A 22,668-nucleotide genomic window follows, 5' to 3' on the forward strand; every position below is an offset into this window, starting at 1 on the left:
CATCACTGGTGGTGGTCGCGGCGACGCTGGGCCAGTTCGACCTGCCGGTGGAGGGTGTCGCCTTCATCCTGGCGGTGGACCATTTCATGGACATGGGCCGTACCGCGACCAATGTGCTGGGCAATGCGATCGCCACCAGCGTCATCACCAAATGGGAGGGCATGCTGGAGGTCGAGGAACCGGAATATGTGCCCCATCCCAAGGCACCGGCGCATGGCGCAGCGCACGGCCGCGCCGGGCTGGAGCTGGCCCCCGACATGATGAACGAGGAAAAGGGGCGTTAGGGCGCGTCCAGATCGCTGGAGCGTCGTGCGCAAAAATGGGAACTGGTTTTGCGCAAGAACAATGCGACATCAAAAGCATAGAGCGCGCTGCATGCCTCGGATTTAACGCAACGCGCTCCAGTCGCTGCTAATCCTTCTTCGCCGCCGCAGCCCAATAGGCCAGGCTGCGCGCAAAGCCTGCGAAGCCGCGCTCCAGCGCGGCGCCGCTTTCACCATGCGGACGGCCCTCGGCATCCAGCGTATCCCCGATCTGGCCGACGCTGAGGCGTTCCGGAAGCACCGCCATGCCCATGGCGTTCAGCGTTACTGTCCAGGCGGCGTGGCTGTTGACCCCGGCATAGCGCCCCATTGAATAGCTGGCGATGCCGGCAGGGCGGCGGTCGAATTCCTTGAGGAAATGGTCCGTGAGGTTCTTGAGACCCGGCTGCACGCCGCGATTATATTCGCCTGCGACGAAGACGAAGGCATCGGCGGCGGCAAGGCGTTGCGCCAGGGCCTCCATGGCGGGGGGTGCCTCGCCCGGCGGATAGTCGCTGTAGCGCATATCGAGCATGGGCAGGCCGACCGCCATCGCATCGACCAGTTCCGCCTTGTGACCGAGCGCCTGGAAGCCGTGGATCAGATAATCGGCAAGGCGTATGCCCAGCCGGCCCCGACGGTAGGAGCCGTAAAGGACGAGGATGTCGAGCGCCATGAAAGACTCCCTTGGTGGTTCAGGGGAAGTGTCGCACCGGCGACAGATGTCGTCCAGACGTCATGCGGCCGGCCCGGTCCTGTACATCCGTTGCGCCGAAATCAGCGCAATTTGGCAATGTTGAGCCCGTCCTGCTTGGCACGAGCCTTTACCGATTCCTCGCTGCGCGTAAGGGCCTTGGCGATCGCCTTGAGCGCCATGCCCTTCCTGGCCAGCGTGTGGAGCTTTTGCAGCTCATCCGCCGTCCAGGGCTGCTTGTGGCGCTCGAAGCGTTCGCCTGCCATCTCTATCAATCCGCGAAGGGATCGCGCACGAGGATGGTGTCCTCGCGCTCGGGGCTGGTGGAGACGAGGGTGACCGGGCAACCGATCAGTTCCTCGATCCGGCGGATATATTTGACCGCCTGCGCCGGAAGATCCGCCCAGCTGCGGGCACCCGCCGTCGTATCCTGCCAGCCTTCGATATCCTCGTAGATCGGCTCGGCCTTGGCCTGATCCTGAGCATGGGCGGGGAGATAATCATAAGTCTGGTCGCCAATCCGGTAGCCGACGCAGATCTTGAGCGTGTCGAAACCATCCAGCACGTCAAGCTTGGTAAGCGCGATTCCGGTGACGCCCGACACGGCGACCGACTGGCGCACCAGCACGGCGTCGAACCAGCCGCAGCGGCGCTTGCGCCCGGTGACGGTGCCGAATTCATGGCCACGTTCGCCCAGGCGCTGGCCGACCTCATTCTCCTGCTCGGTCGGGAAAGGGCCGGAGCCGACGCGGGTGGTGTAGGCCTTGACGATGCCCAGCACGAAGCCGGCGCCATTGGGGCCAAGGCCCGTGCCGCTCGCTGCCGTGCCCGCCACCGTGTTGGAGGAGGTGACGAAGGGATAGGTGCCATGATCGATGTCGAGCAACGTACCCTGCGCGCCTTCGAACAGGATGCGCCTGCCCTCCGCCTTGGCCTTGTTGAGCGTCAGCCAGACAGGCTTGACGAAAGGCAGGATGAAGCCGGCGATGTCGCGCAGTTCGGCCATCAGCGCGTCGCGGTCGATCGGCGCCTCGTTGAACCCGACGCGCAGCGCGTCATGATGCGCGGTCAGCCGGTCGAGTTGCGGACCGAGATCGTCGAGATGGGCAAGGTCGCAGACGCGGATGGCGCGGCGACCGACCTTGTCCTCATAGGCCGGCCCAATGCCGCGGCGGGTGGTGCCGATCTTGCCCGCGCCGCTCGCATCTTCCCGCAAACCGTCGAGATCGCGGTGGAAGGGCAGGATCAGCGGGCAGGTTTCGGCGATCTGGAGATTGTCCGGGGTGATCTCCACTCCCTGCCCCTTCAGCTTCGCGACTTCATCGCGGAAGTGCCAGGGATCCAGCACCACGCCATTGCCGATCACCGACAGCGTACCGCGCACGATGCCCGACGGGAGCAGGGAGAGCTTGTAGACCTTCTCGCCCACGACCAGCGTGTGACCGGCATTATGGCCGCCCTGGAAGCGGGCGACGACGTCGGCGCGTTCCGACAGCCAGTCGACGATCTTGCCCTTGCCTTCGTCGCCCCACTGGGCGCCGATCACGGTCACATTTGCCACAGATACAGTCCTCCGCCCGCCGCGCGGACCGGCCATGCCCTTCGACGGGACTCGGCATGCCGGTGGGATAGGGTGGATGCCGGGGCATCCTGCGGGGCGCGCGTTAGCCGGGCATGGCGGACGCGTCAAGGCGAAGGCGTTACACTTTGATACAGCGGGAGGGCTTTACGCGACCGGCCGGTTCGGCAAGCTCCCGGTCCGGATAGGAAAGGACGGGCCCATGCGGCGATTCATGACGGAAGCATTGCTGGGGCTGGGGCTGATGCTGGTCGCATCGGGCAGCGAGGCGCAGGGCCTGCGCGAACGCTGGCGAACGCGGATGACGGAGGGGCAGCAAAGCGCGCCCGGCGGTCAGACCATGGCCTATGGCAAGGATGGCCTGCAGGTGCTGGACTATTGGCCGGCCGAATCGAAAAAGGCGCCGCTGGTCGTCTTCGTCCATGGCGGTGGATGGAAACGGGGAAGCAAGGACAACGCCACCGGGGTCGCCAAGGTCAGGCATTATCACGAACTCGGCTATGCCTTCGCCTCCGTCAATTATCGGCTGGTGCCTGATGCGACGGTGGAGCAGCAGGCGCAGGATGTCGCGGACGCTCTGGCCTTTCTGCGGAGCAAGGCGCAAGACTTGGGCTTCGAGTCCGGCCGGATCACGCTGATGGGACATAGCGCAGGCGCGCATCTGGTGGCGCTGGTGGGCACCGACATGCGCTATTTCACCAAGGCGGGATTGACGCCCGATGCCGTGCGTGGGGTGATCCTGCTGGATGGCGCAGCCTATGATGTCGGCCGCCAGATGGCGGAGGGCGGGCGCTTCATGGCCGGCACCTATGCGCAGGCATTCGGTACCGATCCGGCGCGACAGAGGGCGCTGTCACCAACATTTCATGCCGAAAAACCCGATGCGCCAAGCTTTCTGATCCTGCATGTCGACCGCGCGGACGGCGCGGCGCAGTCCGAGGCGCTGGCGGCGGCGCTGCGCCAGGCGGGAACGCCGGTGGAGATCGCGGCGCTGGAGGGCCAGGGCCTTCGCGGGCATATGCAGGTCAACCGTTCCATGGGAGATCCCGATTATCCGGGGACCGCCATCGTCGATCATTATCTACGCCGCATCTTCGGTCAGTAGGCGCGCGGTTCGTCGCCGTCGAGCCAGTGGGAGCAGCGCAGCGCCTTGCCATCCTCCTCCCCCGTCAACGCGGCGATGGTCTGCCAGCCCTCACCCCGCAATTGCGCGGCGCGTGCCGTGTCATGGCGCAGCGGCAGGAACAGCCGCCTGGGCGCTTCGCCGCCAAAGCCCGCATCGATCAACGGATCGGGATAGAGGGAAAAGCCCATCGCCGGTTCATCCGAGCCGTCGGCGCGCATGATCGCATAGCTGCCGCCCCGGCCGATCTCTCCGGTGAACCCTTCCGCGAAGATCGAGAAGCCGAACCAGTTCTGATATTCGAAGCCGTGCCGTTCGGTGGGATCGAGCGTCAGCGTGATGTCCCAGCCGATCGGCCTGGCGATGGCGCGCAGGCCCGCGATCCGGCTGTCGATGGCGCCGCCCAGTTCGGCATTCAGCGCTTCCAGCCGCTCCATCGCCGCGTGGAACGGGCCGGTGCCCTCGATCAACGGCAGATAGGCGGCAGCGGCCGGGCTGATCGCCGCGAGCGCGCCCGCATCCTTGGCGTCGAGTTCGGCGCGCACGGCTTCGATCTCTTCCGACGCAAGCGGCAGAGGGCCGGCGGCGAGCATGTCGATCAGGTCCGGCAGGGTGAAGTCGATCGTTATGCCTGTGACCCCGGCCGCCTGCAGCGCCTCTATGGCGACGTTCACGATCTCCACGGCTGCCGCGACGCTGTCGCTGCCGATCAGCTCGGCGCCGACCTGGAAGCGCTCCCGCTCGGGGCGGAGCTGATTCGCACGCAGACGGATGACCGGGCCCGCATAGGACAGGCGGAGCGGACGCGGGGCGGAAGCCAGGCGCGTGGCGGCGATGCGGCCGACCTGCGCGGTCATGTCCGGCCGCAGGGCCAGGCTGCGCTGCGAAACCGGGTCGATGGCGCGGACGAGATCCTGCGCGCGCATGGATTTAAGGCGACCGACCAGCGAATCCTCGAACTCCGCGATCGGCGGCATCACCCGCTCATAGCCATGGGCGGAGGCGGTATCGAGCACGCGGCGCGCAAGGCGCGCCGACGCCTCGGCCTGCGGCGGCAGGCGATCGGAAAGTCCCTCGGGAAGGAGGCCGGGCGGGATCGTGGCGCTCGTCATGGTCATGGGGCTGGCCTTTAGCGAATTATGCGCGCAAGGCCAGCCCGAACCATATCAGACGAAGCGGAGAAGCTTCACCGTCTTGACGCCTGCCAGCTTGCAGATGTCGTTGAGGACGGTTTCGTTGACCACGCCATCGACCGACAGCAGCAGCACGGCTTCGCCGCCCTGGTTGCGCCGGCCAAGGTGGAAGGTGCCGATATTGACGTTCGCTTCGCCCAGCGTCGAACCCAGGCGGCCGATGAAGCCCGGCGCGTCCTGGTTGACGATGTAGAGCATGTGTCCTGCAAGGTCGGCCTCGACCTTGATGCCGAACAGTTCGACCAGGCGCGCCTGCGCATTGCCGAACAGCGTGCCCGCGACGGACTTGTCGCCGTTTTCCGTCTTCACGGTCACACGGACCAGCGTCTGATAGTCACCCTCGCGGTCATGCCGGACTTCCCGGACGTCGAGGCCGCGTTCCTTCGCCAGGAAGGGCGCGTTGACCATGTTCACCGTGTCCGAATAGACGCGCATCAGGCCGGCCAGCACCGCCGCCGTGATCGGCTTCTGGTTGAGTTCGGCGGCATGGCCCTCGACCTCCACCGCGACGCTCTGGATGCGGTCGCCCTCAAGCTGGCCGACCAGGCTGCCCAGCTCCTCCGCCAGCGCCATATAGGGCTTGAGCTTCGGGGCTTCCTCCGCCGACAGCGACGGCACGTTGAGGGCATTGGTGATGCCCCCGTCGAGCAGATAATCGCTGAGCTGTTCCGCGACCTGGAGCGCGACATTGACCTGCGCCTCGTCGGTCGATGCGCCCAGATGCGGCGTGCAGATGAAGTTGGGCGTGCCGAACAGCGGCGATTCCTTGGCCGGTTCGGTCACGAACACGTCGAGTGCGGCACCCGCGACATGGCCCGAATCCATCGCTTCCTTGAGCGCGGCCTCGTCGATCAGCCCGCCGCGCGCGCAGTTGATGATGCGCACGCCCTTCTTCGTCTTGGCCAGATTTTCCTTGCTCAGGATATTGCGCGTCTGGTCGGTCAGCGGCGTGTGCAGCGTGATGAAGTCGGCCTTCGCCAGCAGCGTGTCGAGATCCGCCTTTTCCACGCCCATTTCGACGGCGCGTTCGGGCGTCAGGAAGGGGTCGAAGGCGACGACCTTCATCTTGAGGCCCAGCGCGCGGCTGGCGACGATCGAACCGATATTGCCGGCGCCGATCAGGCCCAGCGTCTTGCCGGTGACTTCCACGCCCATGAAGCCGTTCTTCGGCCACAGGCCCTGCTGCGTCTGGGTGTTGGCTTCCGGCAACTGGCGGGCCAGCGCGAACATGAGCGCGATGGCATGTTCCGCGGTGGTGATCGAATTGCCGAACGGCGTGTTCATGACGATCACGCCCTTGGCCGACGCCGCCGGAATGTCGACATTGTCCACGCCGATGCCGGCGCGGCCGATGACCTTCAGGTTGGTCGCGTGGTCGAGAATATCCTTGGTGACCTTGGTCGAGCTGCGGATGGCGAGGCCATCATACTGGCCGATGATCGCCTTCAGTTCATCCGGGGTCTTGCCGGTGATCTCGTCGACGTCGACGCCGCGCTCACGGAAGATCGCGGCGGCGCGGGGGTCCATCTTGTCGGAAATAAGTACCTTGGGCATGACGAATTGCCTTTCAATTCATCATCCTGACGAAAGTCAGGATCTCAGGCGGTGCAGTCGTACCTGGAGGCCTGAGATCCGGTCTTCGCCGGATGACGGGGATTTGGGAGAGGTTTGTTAAGCAGCCTTGGCCGTCGCATAGGCCCAGTCGAGCCACGGCCCCAGCGCCTCGATATCGGCGGTCTCGACCGTAGCGCCGCACCAGATGCGCAGGCCCGCCGGGGCGTCGCGATAGCCCGCGACGTCATAGGCGGCGCCTTCCTTCTCGAGCAGGCCGGCCATGCTCTTGATGAAGGCTTCGTCCGCACCCTCGACGGTCAGGCAGACGCTGGTGGTCGAACGGGTCGCCGGATCGGCGGCGAGATGACCAAGCCAGTCGCGTTCCTCGACGATCCTGTTCAGCGCCGCCGCATTGGCGTTGCTGCGCGCGATCAGACCGGAAAGGCCGCCCAGGGACTTGCCCCATTCCAGCGCGAAGATCGCATCCTCGACCGCCAGCATGGACGGGGTGTTGATCGTCTCGCCCTTGAAGATGCCTTCGGCGAGCTTCCCCTTCGCCATCAGGCGGAAGACCTTGGGCAGCGGCCAGGACGGCGTGTGGGTTTCCAGACGCTCCACGGCGCGGGGGCCGAGGATCAGCACGCCATGGCCGCCCTCGCCGCCCAGCACCTTCTGCCAGGAGAAGGTGGCGACGTCGATCTTGGTCCAGTCGATCTCATAGGCGAACACGGCGCTGGTCGCGTCGGCGAAGGTCAGGCCTTCGCGGTCGGCCGGAATCCAGTCGGCGTTCGGCACGCGCACGCCCGAGGTGGTGCCGTTCCAGGTGAACAGCACGTCATGGGCGAAGTTCACACCGTTCAGGTCGGGCAACTGGCCATAGTCGGCGCGGATGATCGTGGGGTCGAGCTTCAACTGCTTGGCGGCGTCCGTCACCCAGCCTTCGCCGAAGCTTTCCCAGGCGAGCGTCGTCACCGGGCGGGCGCCCAGCATGGTCCACATCGCCATTTCGAAGGCGCCCGTGTCGGAGCCCGGCACGATGCCGATGCGATGGGTTTCGGGCAGGTTGAGCAGTTCGCGCATCAGGTCGATGCAATAAGCGAGGCGGGTCTTGCCAATCTTGGCGCGATGCGAGCGGCCGAGAGAGTCAGCGCTCAGCTTGTCGGCGCTCCAGCCTGGAGGCTTGGCGCAGGGACCGGAAGAGAAATAGGGGCGGGCCGGACGGTTGGCGGGCTTTTCAGCAGGCGCAAGGGTGGCGTCAACGGCAGTCAGATCAGTCATGTAATGCTTCTCCTTACAGAGAGCACGCGCGGCGTTGGGACCGCGTGGCCCGCTGGCCGCCCTAAAGTGTCCGGCCAAAGAGTCAAGTTGAATGTCTGGACGCGATGAGCCGAGCCAGCCGTTAACCCCTCAGCCAGCGGGACGTGGTAAAGGATTGCGTCATGATTGAGCGGGTTAGGGGGAAAGCGATTTTTCGCGGCCTGGGGCTGGCGGCTGTCGCGGCCGCCATGCTGACGCTGGCAGGCTGCGGCGGCGACCTGGTCCCGCGCGGCCGGGTGGAACGCCCGGCAAAGCCGCCAAGGGCCACCCGGCCAGCCGCTCCGCCAACCATGGAGGTCCGGCAATGCATGGCGAAGCTGCAATCGCAATCCGTCCTGTTCACACCCCTTCCCGACCAGAATTTCGGGGGCGGGTGCAGCGCCTATGGCAGCGTCAAGCTGCTCGATATCGGCGTGCCCGCGACCAATCTGGGCGCGATGACCTGCAACCTCGCGGCCAATTTCGCGGCCTGGGCCCGTTTCGGCGTGCAGCCTGCCGCGCGGTTGATCCTGGGGGCGGAGGTCGAGAAGATAGAAACCTTCGGCACCTATAATTGCCGGCCGATCGCGGGAAGCGGGAAGCTGAGCGAACATGCGCACAGCAATGCGGTCGACGTGTCGGGCTTCGTGCTGAGCGACGGGCGACACATCACCATCGAGAAGGACTGGAACGGCGACAAGCGCGTCAGGCAGTTTCTGGAGATCATCCACGCCAGCGCCTGCAAGCGGTTCAGCACCGTGCTGAGCCCCGATTACAACGCCGCCCATCACGATCATTTTCATTTCGACATGGGCGGCCGCGGCGGCTTTTGCCGCTAAGCGGAAACGGGAAACATGGCGGCTTTTGCCGCTAAGCGGGAACGGGAAACATGGCGGCTTTTGCCGCTGAGCGGAAACAGGAACATGGCGGCTCCTGCCGCTTGGCGAGTCCATGAAGCGGGCCGAACTTAACGGCATTTAATCTTAACCGCCTTGGCTTTGTCACCTTGGCCGCCTACCTTGGTGAAAATGACCAGAAAAGAAATCGAAGAACGCAAATTCCGCCCCGCCCGTCAGGAAGCCGCCGACGCCCGCAAGGGGGTGGAAACACCGCAGACCAGCAGCGCCGCCTATCGCCTGGCCTTCCAGGACACCGAATTCCTGCTGCGGGAGGACCTGCGGCCGGTGCGGTTCCAGCTCGAATTGCTGAAGCCTCAACTGCTGATGGACGAGGCGAAGATCGAATCGACCTTCGTCTTCTACGGATCGGCGCGCATCCCCGAACCGGAGCAGGTGCAGGCGCGCATCGACGCCGCGACCACGCCCGAACAGAAGCGCATCGCTGAAAATCTGGGTCGAAAGGCGCGCTATTATGACGAGGCGCGCAAGCTGGCGCGGATCGCGGCGCAATATCCGGTGAACGAAGCGGGATGCCGCCATTTCGTCGTCTGTTCGGGCGGCGGCCCCTCGATCATGGAGGCGGCCAATCGCGGCGCCGACGATGTGGGCGCCACCACCATCGGCATGAACATCGTGCTGCCCCATGAGCAGGCGCCCAACCGCTTCGTCACGCCGGAATTGAGCTTCCAGTTCCATTATTTTGCCCTGCGCAAGATGCATTTCCTGCTTCGGGCACGGGCGCTGGCGGTATTTCCCGGCGGCTTCGGCACGTTCGACGAGATGTTCGAACTGCTGACGCTGATCCAGACCGGCAAGATGAAGCCGATCCCGGTGCTGCTGTTCGGGCGCGAGTTCTGGACGCGGGTGGTGGATTTCGAGGCGCTGGCCGACGAAGGCGTGATCTCGCCTTCGGACCTCAACCTGCTGACCTGGGTCGAGACGGCGGAGGAAGCGTGGCACGCCGTGCAGAGCTTCTATCAGGACAGTGAAGCGCCGGACTGCGGGTAACGCGCCTGATGCTCATGCGAAGGCAGGAGCACGGACTCCTTCTTCTTCCGCCTTGCCCTCTTCCCCGCGCGGGACTAGGGCCCGGCCATGCGTCCCGACCTCGCCCATGTCGACACCTGGATCTTCGATCTGGACAATACGCTCTACCCGGCGAAGGCGGACCTGTTTGCCCTGATCGACGTCAAGATGGGCGAATTCATCCAGGGCCTGCTCGGCTGCGATCCGGTCGTGGCGAGGGAAACGCAGAAGCGCTATTTCCTGGAACATGGCACGACGCTCTCCGGCCTGATGCACCATCATGGCATAGAGCCGCAGGCGTTCCTGGACTATGTCCACGACATTTCCATGGACCGGCTGGAGGTGGACGAGGCGCTGAACGCCCATATCGCGGCGCTGCCGGGGCGGCGGCTGATCTTCACCAACGGCGATGGGGCCTATGCGACGCGGGTGCTGGACCGGCTGGGCCTTTCCGGCGCGTTCGAGCTGATCCACGACATCCACGCCTGCCAATATGTGCCCAAGCCCGATCCGTCGGGCTATGCGGAATTGTGCCGTGTTCACAATGTCGATCCGACCCGCGCCGCCTTTTTCGAGGATATGGCGCGCAATCTGCGCCCGGCCAAGGCGATCGGCATGACCACCATCTGGGTCAATAACGGCTCCGAAGCCGGCGATCATGGCCATCATCCCGACTTCATCGATTTCGAAACCGACCATCTGACGCCGTTCCTGGCGGATATTTTTGGGGAAAAGCCATGAGCAACGAACTGATCGCCATCATCGACGCCGCCTGGGAGGACCGGGCCAACGTCAACCTCCAGACGCAGGGCGAGGTCCGCCAGGCGGTCGACAAGGCGCTGGCCCTGCTGGACAAGGGCGCACAGCGCGTGGCGGAGCCGACCGCGGAAGGATGGCAGGTCAACCAGTGGGCGAAGAAGGCGGTGCTGCTCTCCTTCCGCCTGAACGACAATGTCATGATCGACAACGGGCCCGGCGCCGGCCATTGGTGGGACAAGGTGCCGAGCAAATTTGCCGGCTGGGACGAGGCGGCCTTCCGCGCCGCCGGTTTCCGGGCCGTGCCGGGCAGCTTTGCCCGCGCTGGTTCGCACATTGCCAGGAACGTCATCCTGATGCCAAGCTTCGTCAATATCGGCGCCTTCGTCGATGAAGGCACGATGGTCGACACCTGGGTGACGGTGGGAAGCTGCGCGCAGATCGGCAAGAATGTGCACCTTTCCGGCGGCGTGGGCATTGGCGGCGTGCTGGAGCCGTTGCAGGCCGATCCGGTGATCATCGAGGACGACTGCTTCATCGGCGCGCGGTCCGAAGTCGTGGAAGGCGTGCGCATCGGCAAGGGATCGGTGCTGTCGATGGGCGTGTTCATCGGCATGTCCACCAAGATCATCGATCGCGCCACGGGCGAAGTGTTCATCGGCGAAGTGCCGCCCTATTCGGTGGTCGTGCCCGGCAGCCTGCCCGGCAAGCCGCTGCCCGACGGGACGCCGGGGCCGAGCCTCTATTGCGCCGTGATCGTGAAGCGCGTCGACGCGCAGACGCGGTCGAAGACCGGGATCAACGAACTGCTGCGCGATTGAAGGCACGCCGCCATTCCGCCCATGCGGGCCTGCGAAGCGTGAACGAAATGGCGACGCACCTTCGACGTCTCTAGATCAAAGCGGCATGACTTCCTAAATGAGTGTCATGCCGCCCTCGACGCCCGATAACTCCCCGCTCCCGCCCATATGGGCGACGATGCGGCGGTTCTTTCCCTATCTCTGGCCCGCCGACGCCCCCGCGCTGCGGCGGCGCGTCGCCATCGCCATGCTGCTGGTGCTGGTGGCGAAGGTCGTCAGCCTGGCCATGCCCTTCGCCTACAAGGGCGCGGTCGATCGCATGGCGCCGGGCATGGAATCCGGCGCGGGCCTCGCCATCGCGCTGGTCGTCGCCTATGCGGGCGCGCGCTTCGGCAGCGTGCTGTTCGACAATCTGCGCAACGCCATTTTCGAGCGGGTCGGGCAGGAAGCAGGACGGCGGCTGGCCGACGATGTGTTCGTCCACCTGCACCGCCTGTCGCTGCGCTTCCATCTCGACCGGCGGACCGGCGCGGTTACCAAGATCGTGGAGCGCGGCACGAAAAGCATCGACACGATGCTGTATTTCCTCCTCTTCAACATCGCGCCGACGGTGCTGGAACTGGCGGCGGTCTGCGTCATCTTCTTCGTGAAATTCGGCGCCGGCCTGGTTGCAGCGACGCTGGTGATGGTGGCGCTCTATATCTGGTTCACCCGGACGATCACCGAATGGCGCAACCAGCTTCGCCGCGACATGGTGGATATGGACACCAATGCGGTGGCCCATGCCGTGGACAGCCTGCTCAATTTCGAGACGGTCAAATATTTCGGCGCCGAGGAGCGCGAAGCCACCCGGTACGGCAAGGCGATGCGGCGTTACGCCGAAGCGGCGGTAAAGTCGGAGAACAGCCTGGCCTGGCTCAATATCGGCCAGTCGCTGATCACCAACCTGATGATGGCGGGGGCCATGGGCTATACCGTCTGGGGATGGAGCCATGGGCAGTTCTCGACCGGCGACGTGGTGCTGGTGAATACGCTGCTGAGCCAGCTTTTCCGGCCGCTCGACCTGCTGGGGATGGTCTACCGGACGATCCGCCAGGGGCTGATCGACATGGAGGCGATGTACAAGCTGATCGACACGCAGGCCGAGATCAGCGATGCGCCCGGCGCGCCGATGCTGCATGTGGAGGCAGGCGAGGTGCGCTTCGACCATGTGCATTTCGGCTATGATCCCGAACGGGAGATATTGCACGGCGTGAGCTTCACCGTGCCGGCTGGCAGGACGCTGGCCATCGTTGGCCCGTCCGGCGCGGGCAAGTCGACCATCGCGCGGCTGCTGTTCCGTTTCTACGACATTCAGGGCGGCCGGATCAGCATCGACGGGCAGGACATAGCGGCGGTGACGCAGCAGTCGCTGCGCGCGTCGATCGGCATCGTGCCGCAGGACATGGTGCTGTTCAACGACACGGTCGGCTATAATATCGGCTATGGGCGCGAGGGCGCGACGCAGGAGGAGATCGAGGCGGCGGCGAGGGCGGCGTCGATCCATGATTTCATCATGGGCCTGCCACTGGGTTATGCCACGCGGGTCGGCGAGCGGGGACTGAAGCTCTCCGGCGGTGAAAAGCAGAGGGTCGCGATCGCCCGCACGCTGCTGAAAGACCCGCCTGTACTGGTGCTGGACGAGGCGACCAGCGCGCTCGACAGCCGGACCGAGACGGAAATCCAGGACGTGCTGCGCAGCATTTCGCGCAAGCGCACGACGCTGATCGTCGCGCACCGCCTGTCCACCGTGGTCGATGCCGATGAGATCATCGTCATGGAAAAGGGCCGCGTGGTCGAGCGCGGGCGGCATGGCGATCTGGTCCGGGCGGATGGCCTTTACGCGGCGATGTGGGCGCGCCAGGCGACCGAGCGGGACGATATGCCGATGGAGCCGGGGATCGAGGATATTTTCGAGGTGGTGGAGGTCCCTGGGGGTCGGGCGTAAGGTGAAGTTGGGCACGCCCGTGGGCCGCTTGGCGGATCTAAGCCTGCTTCAACGGCGCTGACTCATCCTCGGAACCTGCTGATGGGGCGTAACCTAACAACCAGGCCTCGGCGTCATCCATCGACAGGAATGCCCGCACTCGGTCGTCGTCGGACAGCCGATTGGCTTGCAACTTGGACAGGTTGGAGCCCAAGACGACCGCATAGCGATCACCCCCGCCTTTGAGCACTTCATGCGGCAGTTTAAAGCTACTGATCGTCTCGGCGGGCTGTACCGGAGATAATCTGGCATCGACGAGAAACCTGAATGACCCGAACAGCCGACGAGCTGCGGAGGCGTTAGCCAGAAGCTCCTCGTTAAATCTTTCGACCTCCGAGACTGACATGATGCCGGCAATCTCGACGTGCACAAGTTTGTTTTTCTCGTCGATTCGAAACACAAACATGCACCGCCTCCTTCCAATCACTTTGGGCTGGCGAGGTTTATAAATTCTTTCCGGACCAGTTGTCCGCCCCGCGTTGGTGTCTCCTCGGCTACCGCGCCAACGATAATCACCGTCAGCGGCTTCCGTTTCCGCCGTCAGAGACGTTTATCTCAATATATCGTTCCGGCTGTGAGACTCTGTTTCCACCCTGGCGCCCCGGTTGATTTTGCTGCTGTCGGCCCTTATTTTCCCCATCGCGGACCGGGCCCCTCTGGCGTGCTGATTCCAGCGCGTGATGTCGGACCGCATCGGAGTTTCCGGTGCGACTGACGGTCTGGTTCAGACCACCCCCCATTCGCAGCGGACGCTCCGATCAACCTTGTCGTTGAACGAGAGGAGCATATGCCATGGAATTTCTCTTCGCGGACTGGCTGGGAACACCGGCCTGGTTCTGGCTGGCCTTTTTCGCCATCGTCGTCGCGCTGACCGCCTTCGACCTGGGTTTCCTGCACCGGGAGAACAAGGAAATCGGCATCAGGGAAAGCCTGAAGCTCTCCCTTTTCTACATCAGTATCGCCTGCGCGTTCGGCCTCTGGGTCTGGTTCGTGCGCGGGGCTGAGCCGGGGATGCAATATTTCACCGGCTTCTTCATCGAAAAGGCGCTGTCGATCGACAATGTCTTCGTCATCAGCCTGATCTTCACCTATTTCGCCATTCCGGCCCGGTACCAGTATCGCGCGCTGCTGTGGGGCATCATCGGCGTGATCGTACTGCGCGGCCTGATGATCGCGGGCGGGGCGATGCTGCTGCATCAGGCCTATTGGATATTGTACCTGTTCGCCGCCTTCCTGATCTTCACCGGCATCAAGATGATGTTCGGCGGCGATGAACCGATGGACGTGGGCAGGAACCCGCTGATCCGCTTCATTTCGAAGCATATGCGGGTGACGCCGGACCTGCATGGCGAGCATTTCCTGGCGCGCATGGCCGATCCGAAGACGGGCCGCATGGTGACGGCGGCGACGCCGCTGCTGCTGGCGCTGGTGGTGATCAACTTCGCCGACCTGGTGTTCGCCGTCGACAGCGTGCCGGCGATCTTCGCGATCACGACCGACACCTTCATCGTCTACACTTCCAACGTGATGGCGATATTGGGCCTGCGGGCGCTGTATTTCGCCCTGGCGGCGATGGTGCATCGCTTCCACTATCTGAAATATGCGCTGGCCGCGATCCTCGTCTTCATCGGCGCCAAGATCTTCGTGGCGGACTTCCTGCTGGGGGGCGACAAGTTTCCGCCCGTCGTCAGCCTGGGCGTGACCTTTGCGCTGATCGGCGCGGGCGTCGGCTGGTCGCTGTGGAAGACGCGGGAAGAGGCGCGGCGGATCGCCTAGGGCATCAAAAGCATAGAGCGATGTCCAAGCGATCGGAACCGGTCGCTGGTTGGGAAATCGCGGAAAACTAGGCTTCGGTAAAGCGGGCCGCGACTTCGGGAGGAACCCGGAGGATGCGGCCCGTCTGCCGGTCGATGATCGCCCAGGTGGACCGGGCCGACACCTTCACCTTGCCGTCAGGGCCCGTGAATTCCATGTGCCGGTCGAAGCGTGCGCCGCGCGGGCCTTCGGGAATCCAGGTGCGGACGCTGACCGTTTCACCCCGCTGCACATTGCCGCGATAATCGATCTCATGCCGGGTGACGACCCAGACATAGGCATCCAGATGTTCGGGCGCGGCGTCGCGCGTCCAATGTTCGGTGGCGACCTGCTCCATCCACTGGACCCAGACGGCATTGTTCACATGGCCCAATATGTCGATATGTTCGGGGCCAGCGGTGAATTGAGTGGCGTAGGTGGAGGGCATCAGTCCGCCACACCCAATTGCCAGAGAATGAAGGCGAATTCCTCCGCCGTTTCGCGGAGGCTTTCGAAGCGGCCCGACTTGCCGCCATGGCCCGCGCCCATATTGGTCTTGAGGATAAGGATATTGTCATCGCTTTTGGTGGCGCGCAGCTTCGCCACCCATTTGGCGGGTTCCCAATAGGTGACGCGAGGGTCGTTGAGGCCGGCTGTCACCATCAGCGGCGGATAGGCCTGGGCGCTGACATTGCTGTAGGGATCATAGGACAGGATGGTCTCGAACGCCGCCTTGTCCTCGATCGGATTGCCCCATTCGGGCCACTCTCCGGGCGTCAGCGGCAATGTCTCGTCCAGCATGGTGTTGAGCACGTCGACGAAGGGGACATGCGCCACCACGGCGCCCCATAGCGCGGGATCGCTGTTGATCACCGCCCCCATCAGTTCACCGCCCGCAGAGCCGCCGGAGATGCTGATCCTGCCCTTCGAGGTATAGCCGCGCTCGATCAGTCCCTTCGCCACATCCACGAAATCGGTGAACGTGTTGGTCCGCTTTTCGAGCTTTCCATCGAGATACCATTGCTGGCCAAGATCATCGCCGCCCCGGATATGGGCGAGCGCGAAGGCAAAGCCCCGGTCCAGCAGGGAAAGCCGGCTGGTGGAGAAGCCCGGCTCCATCGCAATGCCGTAGGCGCCATAGCCATAGAGGTGGAGCGGCGCGCTGCCGTCGCGCGGAAGGTCTTTCGGATAGACGATGGATACCGGGATCGGCGTGCCGTCGCGGGCCGGGACCATCAGCCGTTCCGTCGCGTAGCGGGTCGCGTCATAGCCCGACGGAATTTCCTGCACCTTCAGCACTTCAAGCTCGCCGGTGGCGAGGTGATAATCATAGATCGTGTCGGGCGTGACCATCGATTCATAGCCGATGCGCAGCCTGGTCACGTCATATTCGGGATTGTCGTCGAGGCTCGCCGAATAGCTGGCTTCCGGAAAGGGAATGCGCCGGGGCGAATGCGTGGCATAGTCGCGCAGCTCGATCTGGTCGAGGCCGTCCTGCCGCCCCTCGGTGACGTAGAAGCCCTTGAACAACGTGAAATCGGTCAGGTAGAAATGCGGGTCGGCACCGATGATCTCTTCCCATTGGCCGGGCGTTTCGAGCGACGCCTTCACCAGCCGGAAATTGGGATGAACGTCGTTGGTGCGGATGTAGAGCGTCCCTTCATGCTCATCGACTTCATATTCGCGGCCGGGCTGGCGCGGCGCGACGAGCAGCGGGGGTGCCGTGGGATTGTCCGCGGGAAGCAGCCAGACCTCGCTGGTGACATGGTCGCCGGTCGCGATCACGATCCATTTTTCCGATGAGGTGAGGCCGACCGAGACGCGGAACCCCTCATCATCCTCATGGAACAGCTCTACATCGCTTTCCACCGGCTGGCCCAGCCAGTGGAGGCGGGTATTGTCGGTGCGCCATTGTTCATTGGCGATGCCGTAGAGCAAGCCCTTGCTGTCGCCGGTCCACACCAGCGAGGACAGGGTATCGGGGATCACCTCCGGCAGGATTTCGCCGGTGAAGAGATCCTTGATCCGCGCCTCGAACCGTTCGGAGCCATCATTGTCGATGGCATAGGCGAGATAGCGGCCGTCCGGGCTGACCGACAGGGCGCCCAGGCGGAAATAATCATGCCCCTGCGCCAACGCGGGTTCGTCCAGGATGAGTTGATCCTGCGCGCTGTCATCCCCGGCAGCCACCGGCTTGCGATACCATTTGCGATATTGCGCGCCGACCTCGAACGCGCGCCAGTAGATATAGTCGCCGTCCTTCTGCGGGACGGAGCTGTCATCCTCCTTGATGCGGCCCTTCATCTCCTCGAACAGGCGGTCGGTCAGCGCCTTGCGCGGCTGCATGGCCGCTTCGAAAAACGCATTCTCCTCCTCCAGATAGGACAGCACTTCCCTGTCCGTCACCTCCGGATAGCCGGGGTCGCGCAGCCAGGCATAGGGATCCTCCACCGTGATGCCGTGACGGGTGAAGCTGTGCGGGCGGCGGTCGGCGGAAGGAACTGCGGAGGGAGCGGTCATTCAATGTCCTGATCTGGCGAAACTGTGCTGGTCTGCTTATGTTGGCGGCCATAGGCCCTGCGCAAGAGGGCCGACAAGTCCAAGGGAAATTTGATGTCCACTTATGAAGATCGCCTGAAAGCGTTGCGCGCCCAACTGGTGCGCGTGGCGCTGGACGGCTTTGTCGTGCCGCTGACTGACGAGCATATGAGCGAATATGTGGGCGCCTATGCGCAGCGGCTGGCGTGGCTGACGGGCTTTCAGGGTTCTGCCGGAAGCGCCGTGGTGTTGCCGGAGGAAGCCGCGATCTTCGTGGACGGCCGCTACACCTTGCAGGTGCGCGAGCAGGTGGACCGCGCGCATTGGCAATATGAGAGCGTGCCGCAAACCTCCGTCGCGGCGTGGCTGGGCGATCATGCCCCAGTCGGCGGGCGGATCGGTTACGATCCGTGGCTGCACACCCGCGCCTGGGTGAAGGCGGCGGGCGAGGCGCTGGCGGAGCGCGGCGCGGAGCTGGTGGCGGTGGACACCAACCCCGTAGACGCCGTCTGGCCCGATCGCCCTGCCCCCAGCGACGCCAGGCTGGTGGTGCACGAGGACCGCCATGCCGGGCAGTCGGCGGCGGAAAAACGACAGGCCATGGCCGACTGGCTCGTCACCCGGCATGCCGACGCCGTGGTTCTGTCCGCACTCGATTCCCTCGCCTGGACGTTCAATATTCGCGGCAAGGATGTGGAACGGACGCCGGTCGCGCTCGCCTATGCCATCGTCCATGCGGATGCGACGGCGGACCTGTATGTTGCGCCGGAGAAGATGGACGAAGCGGTGGCGAAGCATCTGGGCAATGCGGTGCGCGTGCATGATCGCTCGGCCTTCGCCGATGCGCTGGCGGGCTTTGCCGGCAAGACGGTCGCTGCCGATCCCGAACGCGCGGTCGCCGCCATATTCGAGGCGCTGGAGGCCGGCGGCGCGCATATATTGGCGCTGCGCGATCCGGCGGTGCTGCCCAAGGCGGTCAAGAACCCCATCGAGATCGCGGGCCACAAGGCGGCGCAGGCGCGGGACGGGGCGGCCTTGTCGCGCTTCCTGCACTGGATCGCGGCCGAGGCGCCGGGGGGCGGTGTCGACGAACTGGGCGCGGCGGCCCGGCTGGAGGCGTTCCGCAAGGAGACCGGGCTGCTGGAGGACCTGTCCTTCGACACCATTTCCGGCGCCGGGCCGAATGGCGCGGTGGTGCATTACCGCGTGGAGGAAAAGACGAACCGGCCGATCGAGAGCGGCAGTTTCTACCTGGTCGATTCCGGCGGGCAATATCGCGACGGCACGACCGACGTGACCCGCACCATCGCCATCGGCACGCCGACGCAGGAAATGAAGCGGCGCTTCACGCTGGTGCTGAAGGGGCATATCGCCCTGGCCCGCGCGCAGTTCCCGAAGGGGACGCGCGGCGGCCAGCTCGACGTGCTGGCGCGCCAGTTCCTCTGGGCGGAAGGGCTGGATTATGCCCATGGCACCGGCCATGGCGTGGGCAGCTTCCTGTCGGTGCATGAAGGGCCGCAGCGGATCGCGACATTCGGCGGCGGTGACGAGGCGCTTCAGGCGGGGATGATCCTTTCCAACGAGCCGGGTTATTACAAGACCGGCGAATATGGCATCCGCATCGAAAATCTGGTGCTGGTCGAACCCCGTGACGTGCCGGGCGCGGAGCGGGAGATGCTGGGGTTCGAGACGCTGACCTTCGCGCCGATCGACCGGAACGCGATCGCAACCGAACTGCTGACCGACGAGGAGCGTGCCTGGCTGGACGGCTATCACGCCCAGGTATGGCAGGTCGTCGGGCAGCAACTGGACGGCGCGGCGCTCGATTGGCTGAAGGCGGCCTGCGCGCCGCTGTAGCAGTGCCGATCTACTCCCCCGCGTCGTCCGGGCGCGCGGGGGCTGGCGTGTCGCGCGATTCGCGGGACTGGGCCTTGCGGCGACGCAGATTGTCCCGCAACGCCTGCGCCAATCGCTCTTTCCGTTGGTCCTGACCGTTTGTCATGGCCCGCCCATAATCAAATTGCATCTTCTGCCGCAAGCCGCCTTGACATGGCGCAAGGAGGGAGCCATAGGCCCGGCTCCGCTGGCGCTATAAGCCGGATGGAACCGAAATAGTGCTGCCGTAGCTCAGTGGTAGAGCGCATCCTTGGTAAGGCTGAGGTCGTGAGTTCAATCCTCACCGGCAGCACCATTTTTCCCGCATATCCTTGATTTACGCCGCCGTGGCATGGCGTTTTTTCGCCGCGCTTGTGGCGGTGGATCGTCAGCCATTGCGGGTGGGCAGCGGCCGCAGCCCTGTCGCTGCGCGAGGATTTTCGCGCCCTCAACGCCTCAGCAGGAACACGGCATGCTCCGCCAACAGATTGGCATTGGCATGGGTGGTCTCACGATCCCCTTTCAAAAACCATTGGCCGTCTATCGACCAGCCGCGATCCTTTACCAGGGCGCGGAAATCATCGACCGTGACATGGTGGATGTTGAGCGTGTCATACCATGTGTCGGGCAGCAGGCGCGTCACCGGCATGCGGCCGCCCCAGAACAGCGACAGCCGGCCGCGCCAATGGGCGAAATTGGGGAAGGAAACAAAGGCCTGCCTGCCGATGCGCAACAGTTCCTCCACCACCCGGTCGGGGCGGCGGGTGGTCTGCAGCGTCTGGCTGAGGATCGCATAGTCGAAGCTCGCTTCGGGATAATAGGCAAGGTCGGTGTCGGCGTCCCCCTGAACGACCGACAGGCCCCGGCCGACGGCCGCGGCGACATTGTGCGGGTCGATTTCCAGGCCCCGGGCATCGACCTGCTTGGTGTCGCGCAGCGCCGCCATCAGCGCGCCGTCGCCACAGCCCACGTCCAGTACCCTGGCGCCAGGGGTGACAGTGCGGGCGATCAGGGCAAGGTCGGGGCGCAGGCTCATGCGCGGCCGCCCTTCAGGAAGCCGTCCACCACACGGTTCAGTTCCGGGCATTCCAGCAGGAAGGCGTCATGGCCGAAGGGACTGGAGAGTTCGACGAAGCTGGCCTGCGCGCCGCCGGCGTTGAGGGCGTGGACGATCAGGCGGGATTCCGCCGTGGGATAGAGCCAGTCCGTATCGAAGCTGACCAGGCAGAAACGCGCCCTGGATTGGGCAAAGGCCCTGGCGAGGCTGCCGCCATGATCCTCCGCTATGTCATAATAGTCCATGGCCCGGGTGATGTAGAGATAGCTGTTGGCGTCGAACCGCTCGACGAAGCTCAATCCCTGATGCCGGAGATAGGATTCCACCTGGAAATCGGCGTCGAAGCCGAAGGTCTTGGCCCCGTTCGGGTTTTCCGGGCGCCCCTGCAAACGCCGTCCGAATTTCTCGGTAAGGCCTGCTTCGGAAAGATAGGTGATGTGCGCCGCCATGCGGGCCACCGCCAGCCCTGCGCTGGGGATCGAACCGCCCGCATAATAATCGCCGCCGCGCCAGTGGGGGTCGGCCATGATCGCCTGCCGACCGACCTCGTGAAAGGCGATGTTCTGGGCGCTGTGCCGCGCCGTGGAGGCGATGACGATGCAGCTTTCGACGCGGTCCGGACAGAGGGTGGGCCAGCTCAGCGCCTGCATGCCGCCCATCGAGCCGCCAATGACGGCATGGAGCCGGTCGACGCCCAGATGATCGAGCAACATCGCCTGGGCGCGGACCATGTCCGCTATGGTGATCACCGGAAAGCGCATCGCATAGGGATCGCCGGTGACGGGATCCAGGCTGGCCGGCCCGCTGGACCCCATGCAACTGCCGATCACATTGGCGCAGACGATGAAATGACGGGCGGGATCGACGGGCTTCCCCTCCCCCACCAGCCGCCACCACCAGCCGGGCTTGCCCGTGACGGGATGTTCCGACGCGACATATTGGTCGCCGGTCAGCGCGTGGCAGATGAGGATGACGTTGGACCGGTCCGCATTCATCCGCCCATAGGTTTCATAGGCGATGTCCACCGGGCCCAGCGCCGCGCCGCTGTCCAGCCGCAGCGGGCCGGGCAGGCGCGCCTGCCGCCGCAGGCCGAAACGGTTGTCATCGGGAAGGGACGCGCTGGCCATATCCGTTCGGGCTAGGACCGGGGCCGGGCTCTGTCAATCGGCCCTTCCTTCGCCTAGATGAACGGAATGACCGACCGTCCCGCCATCCCCATCGTCACCTATGGCCCGCTCTATCCCTATCTGGACGACGCGCTGGCGCGACGTTTCGCGGTCCACGCCCTTCCCGCGAATGCCGATCCCGCCGCGTTGCCCCCGCAGGTGCGGGAGGCGCGGGCGCTGGTATCCTTCGGATCGGTCGGCGCCTCCGCCGCGATCATGGACGCGCTGCCGAAGCTGGAGATGATCGGGCTGTTTTCGGTGGGCTATGACAAGGTCGATATCGATCATGCGCGGGCCGGGGGCATCCGCGTCACGAATACGCCGGACGTGCTGACCGATGACGTGGCCGACCTGGCGGTGGGCCTGCTCTACGCGACGGTGCGCAACATCGCGGCCAACGACCGGATGGTGCGGGCCGGGGATTGGGCGCGGGGCAACAGGCCTCCGCTTGCCGGGCGGTTGACGGGGCGGAGGATCGGAATTCTCGGGCTGGGCCGGATCGGGCGGGCCATCGCCCGGCGGCTGGAGCCGGTGGCCGGGGAAATCCTGTATCACAATCGGCGGGCGGCAGCGGACAGCCGCTATCGCTATGTGGCCGATCCGCTCGACCTTGCGCGGCAGAGCGACGTGATCATCGTCGCGACATCGGGCGGGCCGGAGGCGCAAGGGCTGGTAGGCGCGGCTATGCTGGACGCGCTGGGACCGGAGGGCGTGATAGTCAATATCAGCCGGGGCAGCGTGATCGATGAGGGCGCGCTGGTGGCGGCGCTGGCGGAAAGGCGGATCGCGGGTGCGGGTCTCGACGTGTTCGCGGACGAGCCGCATGTGCCGGAGGCCCTGTTCGCCATGGATCATGTGGTGCTGCAACCGCATCAGGGCAGCGCGACGGTCGAGACGCGCAAGGCGATGGCCGACCTGGTGTTGGCCAATCTGGACGCCTGGGCGGCCGGCGAGCCCCTGCTGACCCCGGTCGTATAAAGCGGCGCGGAA

At 64.8% G+C, this 22,668-nt stretch carries 22 protein-coding genes and 1 tRNA gene; 11 read left to right on the top strand and 12 right to left on the bottom strand.

The window, feature by feature from the left end:
- On the top strand, positions 1 to 284 hold a 284-nt coding region (locus MRBLSP13_RS06285), incomplete at its 5' end, for a cation:dicarboxylate symporter family transporter (protein WP_363753442.1).
- A gap of 127 nt (positions 285 to 411) precedes the next feature.
- On the opposite strand, the gene MRBLSP13_RS06290 is transcribed toward MRBLSP13_RS06285, so the two are convergent.
- From MRBLSP13_RS06290 to MRBLSP13_RS06300, 3 genes are all read right to left on the bottom strand, one after another.
- Entirely contained in the window at positions 412 to 978 is a 567-nt protein-coding gene (locus tag MRBLSP13_RS06290; protein WP_363735749.1) for an NADPH-dependent FMN reductase, read from the bottom strand.
- A gap of 101 nt (positions 979 to 1,079) precedes the next feature.
- Positions 1,080 to 1,262, bottom strand: coding sequence for a hypothetical protein (locus tag MRBLSP13_RS06295; protein ID WP_363735748.1), 183 nt, complete (start codon positions 1,260 to 1,262; stop codon positions 1,080 to 1,082).
- A gap of 5 nt (positions 1,263 to 1,267) precedes the next feature.
- Positions 1,268 to 2,557, bottom strand: coding sequence for an adenylosuccinate synthase (locus tag MRBLSP13_RS06300; protein WP_363735747.1), 1,290 nt, complete (start codon positions 2,555 to 2,557; stop codon positions 1,268 to 1,270).
- Positions 2,558 to 2,876: 319 nt separating this feature from the next.
- Between MRBLSP13_RS06300 and MRBLSP13_RS06305 the strand changes: the two genes are divergently transcribed.
- On the top strand, positions 2,877 to 3,680 hold the full coding sequence (locus MRBLSP13_RS06305) for an alpha/beta hydrolase (protein WP_363753505.1): 804 nt from the start codon (positions 2,877 to 2,879) through the stop codon (positions 3,678 to 3,680).
- Here the strand turns inward: MRBLSP13_RS06305 and MRBLSP13_RS06310 are convergent.
- The 3 genes from MRBLSP13_RS06310 to MRBLSP13_RS06320 all read right to left on the bottom strand — a co-directional run bounded on the left by MRBLSP13_RS06310 (position 3,674) and on the right by MRBLSP13_RS06320 (position 7,723).
- Positions 3,674 to 4,810 (bottom strand): ATP phosphoribosyltransferase regulatory subunit, encoded by a 1,137-nt coding sequence (locus MRBLSP13_RS06310; protein ID WP_414714699.1) that lies wholly within the window; start codon positions 4,808 to 4,810, stop codon positions 3,674 to 3,676. The two genes, MRBLSP13_RS06305 and MRBLSP13_RS06310, sit on opposite strands and share 7 nt — an antisense overlap.
- A 54-nt stretch (positions 4,811 to 4,864) precedes the next feature.
- Positions 4,865 to 6,445 (bottom strand): phosphoglycerate dehydrogenase, encoded by a 1,581-nt coding sequence (gene serA, locus MRBLSP13_RS06315; protein WP_363735745.1) that lies wholly within the window; start codon positions 6,443 to 6,445, stop codon positions 4,865 to 4,867.
- A 117-nt stretch (positions 6,446 to 6,562) separates the two neighbouring features.
- Complete coding sequence (locus tag MRBLSP13_RS06320; RefSeq protein WP_363735744.1) at positions 6,563 to 7,723, bottom strand: phosphoserine transaminase; 1,161 nt, start codon at positions 7,721 to 7,723, stop codon at positions 6,563 to 6,565.
- A 161-nt stretch (positions 7,724 to 7,884) separates the two neighbouring features.
- Here MRBLSP13_RS06320 and MRBLSP13_RS06325 point away from each other — a divergent pair, with 161 nt between their 5' ends.
- The 5 genes from MRBLSP13_RS06325 to MRBLSP13_RS06345 all read left to right on the top strand — a co-directional run bounded on the left by MRBLSP13_RS06325 (position 7,885) and on the right by MRBLSP13_RS06345 (position 13,209).
- Positions 7,885 to 8,580 carry an extensin family protein gene (locus tag MRBLSP13_RS06325; protein ID WP_363753444.1) on the top strand — a complete coding sequence of 232 codons (696 nt, stop codon included), beginning with the start codon at positions 7,885 to 7,887 and terminating at the stop codon, positions 8,578 to 8,580.
- A 189-nt stretch (positions 8,581 to 8,769) separates the two neighbouring features.
- Entirely contained in the window at positions 8,770 to 9,648 is an 879-nt protein-coding gene (locus MRBLSP13_RS06330; RefSeq protein ID WP_363735742.1) for an LOG family protein, read from the top strand.
- An 87-nt stretch (positions 9,649 to 9,735) separates the two neighbouring features.
- Positions 9,736 to 10,407, top strand: coding sequence for a pyrimidine 5'-nucleotidase (locus tag MRBLSP13_RS06335; protein WP_133653094.1), 672 nt, complete (start codon positions 9,736 to 9,738; stop codon positions 10,405 to 10,407).
- Positions 10,404 to 11,243 carry a 2,3,4,5-tetrahydropyridine-2,6-dicarboxylate N-succinyltransferase gene (gene dapD / locus MRBLSP13_RS06340; RefSeq protein ID WP_363753447.1) on the top strand — a complete coding sequence of 280 codons (840 nt, stop codon included), beginning with the start codon at positions 10,404 to 10,406 and terminating at the stop codon, positions 11,241 to 11,243. Before MRBLSP13_RS06335 ends, dapD begins: the two co-directional genes overlap by 4 nt.
- A 106-nt stretch (positions 11,244 to 11,349) precedes the next feature.
- Positions 11,350 to 13,209 (top strand): ABCB family ABC transporter ATP-binding protein/permease, encoded by a 1,860-nt coding sequence (locus MRBLSP13_RS06345; protein WP_363753507.1) that lies wholly within the window; start codon positions 11,350 to 11,352, stop codon positions 13,207 to 13,209.
- Between the two features lie 37 nt (positions 13,210 to 13,246).
- Here the strand turns inward: MRBLSP13_RS06345 and MRBLSP13_RS06350 are convergent, their stop codons facing one another.
- The gene (locus MRBLSP13_RS06350) at positions 13,247 to 13,654 is read right to left on the bottom strand and encodes a hypothetical protein (RefSeq protein ID WP_363753449.1); all 408 of its coding nucleotides are present in this window, start codon (positions 13,652 to 13,654) and stop codon (positions 13,247 to 13,249) included.
- A 386-nt stretch (positions 13,655 to 14,040) separates the two neighbouring features.
- Here MRBLSP13_RS06350 and MRBLSP13_RS06355 point away from each other — a divergent pair, with 386 nt between their 5' ends.
- Positions 14,041 to 15,024: a TerC family protein gene (locus tag MRBLSP13_RS06355; protein WP_363735739.1), complete on the top strand. Its 984-nt coding sequence runs from the start codon at positions 14,041 to 14,043 to the stop codon at positions 15,022 to 15,024.
- A gap of 67 nt (positions 15,025 to 15,091) precedes the next feature.
- On the opposite strand, the gene MRBLSP13_RS06360 is transcribed toward MRBLSP13_RS06355, so the two are convergent.
- Both MRBLSP13_RS06360 and MRBLSP13_RS06365 read right to left on the bottom strand, forming a co-directional pair.
- Positions 15,092 to 15,490: an acyl-CoA thioesterase gene (locus tag MRBLSP13_RS06360; RefSeq protein WP_363753451.1), complete on the bottom strand. Its 399-nt coding sequence runs from the start codon at positions 15,488 to 15,490 to the stop codon at positions 15,092 to 15,094.
- Positions 15,490 to 17,562 carry a S9 family peptidase gene (locus MRBLSP13_RS06365; RefSeq protein ID WP_363753453.1) on the bottom strand — a complete coding sequence of 691 codons (2,073 nt, stop codon included), beginning with the start codon at positions 17,560 to 17,562 and terminating at the stop codon, positions 15,490 to 15,492. Before MRBLSP13_RS06365 ends, MRBLSP13_RS06360 begins: the two co-directional genes overlap by 1 nt.
- Before the next feature lie 93 nt (positions 17,563 to 17,655).
- On the opposite strand from MRBLSP13_RS06365, the gene MRBLSP13_RS06370 reads away from it, so the two are divergent.
- On the top strand, positions 17,656 to 19,437 hold the full coding sequence (locus MRBLSP13_RS06370; RefSeq protein ID WP_363753455.1) for an aminopeptidase P family protein: 1,782 nt from the start codon (positions 17,656 to 17,658) through the stop codon (positions 19,435 to 19,437).
- A 10-nt stretch (positions 19,438 to 19,447) separates the two neighbouring features.
- On the opposite strand, the gene MRBLSP13_RS06375 is transcribed toward MRBLSP13_RS06370, so the two are convergent.
- Complete coding sequence (locus tag MRBLSP13_RS06375) at positions 19,448 to 19,582, bottom strand: hypothetical protein (protein ID WP_363735755.1); 135 nt, start codon at positions 19,580 to 19,582, stop codon at positions 19,448 to 19,450.
- A 114-nt stretch (positions 19,583 to 19,696) separates the two neighbouring features.
- Here MRBLSP13_RS06375 and MRBLSP13_RS06380 point away from each other — a divergent pair.
- Positions 19,697 to 19,771 (top strand) — tRNA-Thr (locus tag MRBLSP13_RS06380).
- A gap of 132 nt (positions 19,772 to 19,903) precedes the next feature.
- On the opposite strand, the gene metW is transcribed toward MRBLSP13_RS06380, so the two are convergent.
- Both metW and metX read right to left on the bottom strand, forming a co-directional pair.
- Positions 19,904 to 20,491: a methionine biosynthesis protein MetW gene (gene metW, locus MRBLSP13_RS06385; protein WP_133653087.1), complete on the bottom strand. Its 588-nt coding sequence runs from the start codon at positions 20,489 to 20,491 to the stop codon at positions 19,904 to 19,906.
- Positions 20,488 to 21,639 (bottom strand): homoserine O-acetyltransferase MetX, encoded by a 1,152-nt coding sequence (gene metX, locus MRBLSP13_RS06390; protein WP_363735735.1) that lies wholly within the window; start codon positions 21,637 to 21,639, stop codon positions 20,488 to 20,490. Before metX ends, metW begins: the two co-directional genes overlap by 4 nt.
- 57 nt (positions 21,640 to 21,696) lie before the next feature.
- Here metX and MRBLSP13_RS06395 point away from each other — a divergent pair, with 57 nt between their 5' ends.
- The gene (locus MRBLSP13_RS06395; RefSeq protein ID WP_363735734.1) at positions 21,697 to 22,656 is read left to right on the top strand and encodes a 2-hydroxyacid dehydrogenase; all 960 of its coding nucleotides are present in this window, start codon (positions 21,697 to 21,699) and stop codon (positions 22,654 to 22,656) included.
- Positions 22,657 to 22,668 lie beyond the last annotated feature (12 nt).

The organism is Sphingobium sp. LSP13-1-1.1 (genome assembly GCF_040676415.1).
Classification (GTDB): domain Bacteria; phylum Pseudomonadota; class Alphaproteobacteria; order Sphingomonadales; family Sphingomonadaceae; genus Sphingobium.

Excerpts from the sequence above, each read along its gene's own strand:
- MRBLSP13_RS06350 (WP_363753449.1), bottom strand. The coding sequence starts at position 13,654 with ATGTTTGTGTTTCGAATCGACGAGAAAAACAAACTTGTGCACGTCGAG.
- MRBLSP13_RS06305 (WP_363753505.1), top strand. The coding sequence starts at position 2,877 with ATGACGGAGGGGCAGCAAAGCGCGCCCGGCGGTCAGACCATGGCCTAT.
- MRBLSP13_RS06355 (WP_363735739.1), top strand. The coding sequence starts at position 14,041 with ATGGAATTTCTCTTCGCGGACTGGCTGGGAACACCGGCCTGGTTCTGG.
- metW (WP_133653087.1), bottom strand. The coding sequence starts at position 20,491 with ATGAGCCTGCGCCCCGACCTTGCCCTGATCGCCCGCACTGTCACCCCT.
- MRBLSP13_RS06295 (WP_363735748.1), bottom strand. The coding sequence starts at position 1,262 with ATGGCAGGCGAACGCTTCGAGCGCCACAAGCAGCCCTGGACGGCGGAT.
- MRBLSP13_RS06290 (WP_363735749.1), bottom strand. The coding sequence starts at position 978 with ATGGCGCTCGACATCCTCGTCCTTTACGGCTCCTACCGTCGGGGCCGG.
- MRBLSP13_RS06310 (WP_414714699.1), bottom strand. The coding sequence starts at position 4,810 with ATGACGAGCGCCACGATCCCGCCCGGCCTCCTTCCCGAGGGACTTTCC.
- MRBLSP13_RS06320 (WP_363735744.1), bottom strand. The coding sequence starts at position 7,723 with ATGACTGATCTGACTGCCGTTGACGCCACCCTTGCGCCTGCTGAAAAG.
- serA (WP_363735745.1), bottom strand. The coding sequence starts at position 6,445 with ATGCCCAAGGTACTTATTTCCGACAAGATGGACCCCCGCGCCGCCGCG.
- metX (WP_363735735.1), bottom strand. The coding sequence starts at position 21,639 with ATGGCCAGCGCGTCCCTTCCCGATGACAACCGTTTCGGCCTGCGGCGG.
- MRBLSP13_RS06325 (WP_363753444.1), top strand. The coding sequence starts at position 7,885 with ATGATTGAGCGGGTTAGGGGGAAAGCGATTTTTCGCGGCCTGGGGCTG.
- MRBLSP13_RS06375 (WP_363735755.1), bottom strand. The coding sequence starts at position 19,582 with ATGACAAACGGTCAGGACCAACGGAAAGAGCGATTGGCGCAGGCGTTG.
- MRBLSP13_RS06345 (WP_363753507.1), top strand. The coding sequence starts at position 11,350 with ATGCCGCCCTCGACGCCCGATAACTCCCCGCTCCCGCCCATATGGGCG.
- MRBLSP13_RS06370 (WP_363753455.1), top strand. The coding sequence starts at position 17,656 with ATGTCCACTTATGAAGATCGCCTGAAAGCGTTGCGCGCCCAACTGGTG.
- dapD (WP_363753447.1), top strand. The coding sequence starts at position 10,404 with ATGAGCAACGAACTGATCGCCATCATCGACGCCGCCTGGGAGGACCGG.
- MRBLSP13_RS06330 (WP_363735742.1), top strand. The coding sequence starts at position 8,770 with ATGACCAGAAAAGAAATCGAAGAACGCAAATTCCGCCCCGCCCGTCAG.
- MRBLSP13_RS06395 (WP_363735734.1), top strand. The coding sequence starts at position 21,697 with ATGAACGGAATGACCGACCGTCCCGCCATCCCCATCGTCACCTATGGC.
- MRBLSP13_RS06365 (WP_363753453.1), bottom strand. The coding sequence starts at position 17,562 with ATGACCGCTCCCTCCGCAGTTCCTTCCGCCGACCGCCGCCCGCACAGC.
- MRBLSP13_RS06335 (WP_133653094.1), top strand. The coding sequence starts at position 9,736 with ATGCGTCCCGACCTCGCCCATGTCGACACCTGGATCTTCGATCTGGAC.
- MRBLSP13_RS06360 (WP_363753451.1), bottom strand. The coding sequence starts at position 15,490 with ATGCCCTCCACCTACGCCACTCAATTCACCGCTGGCCCCGAACATATC.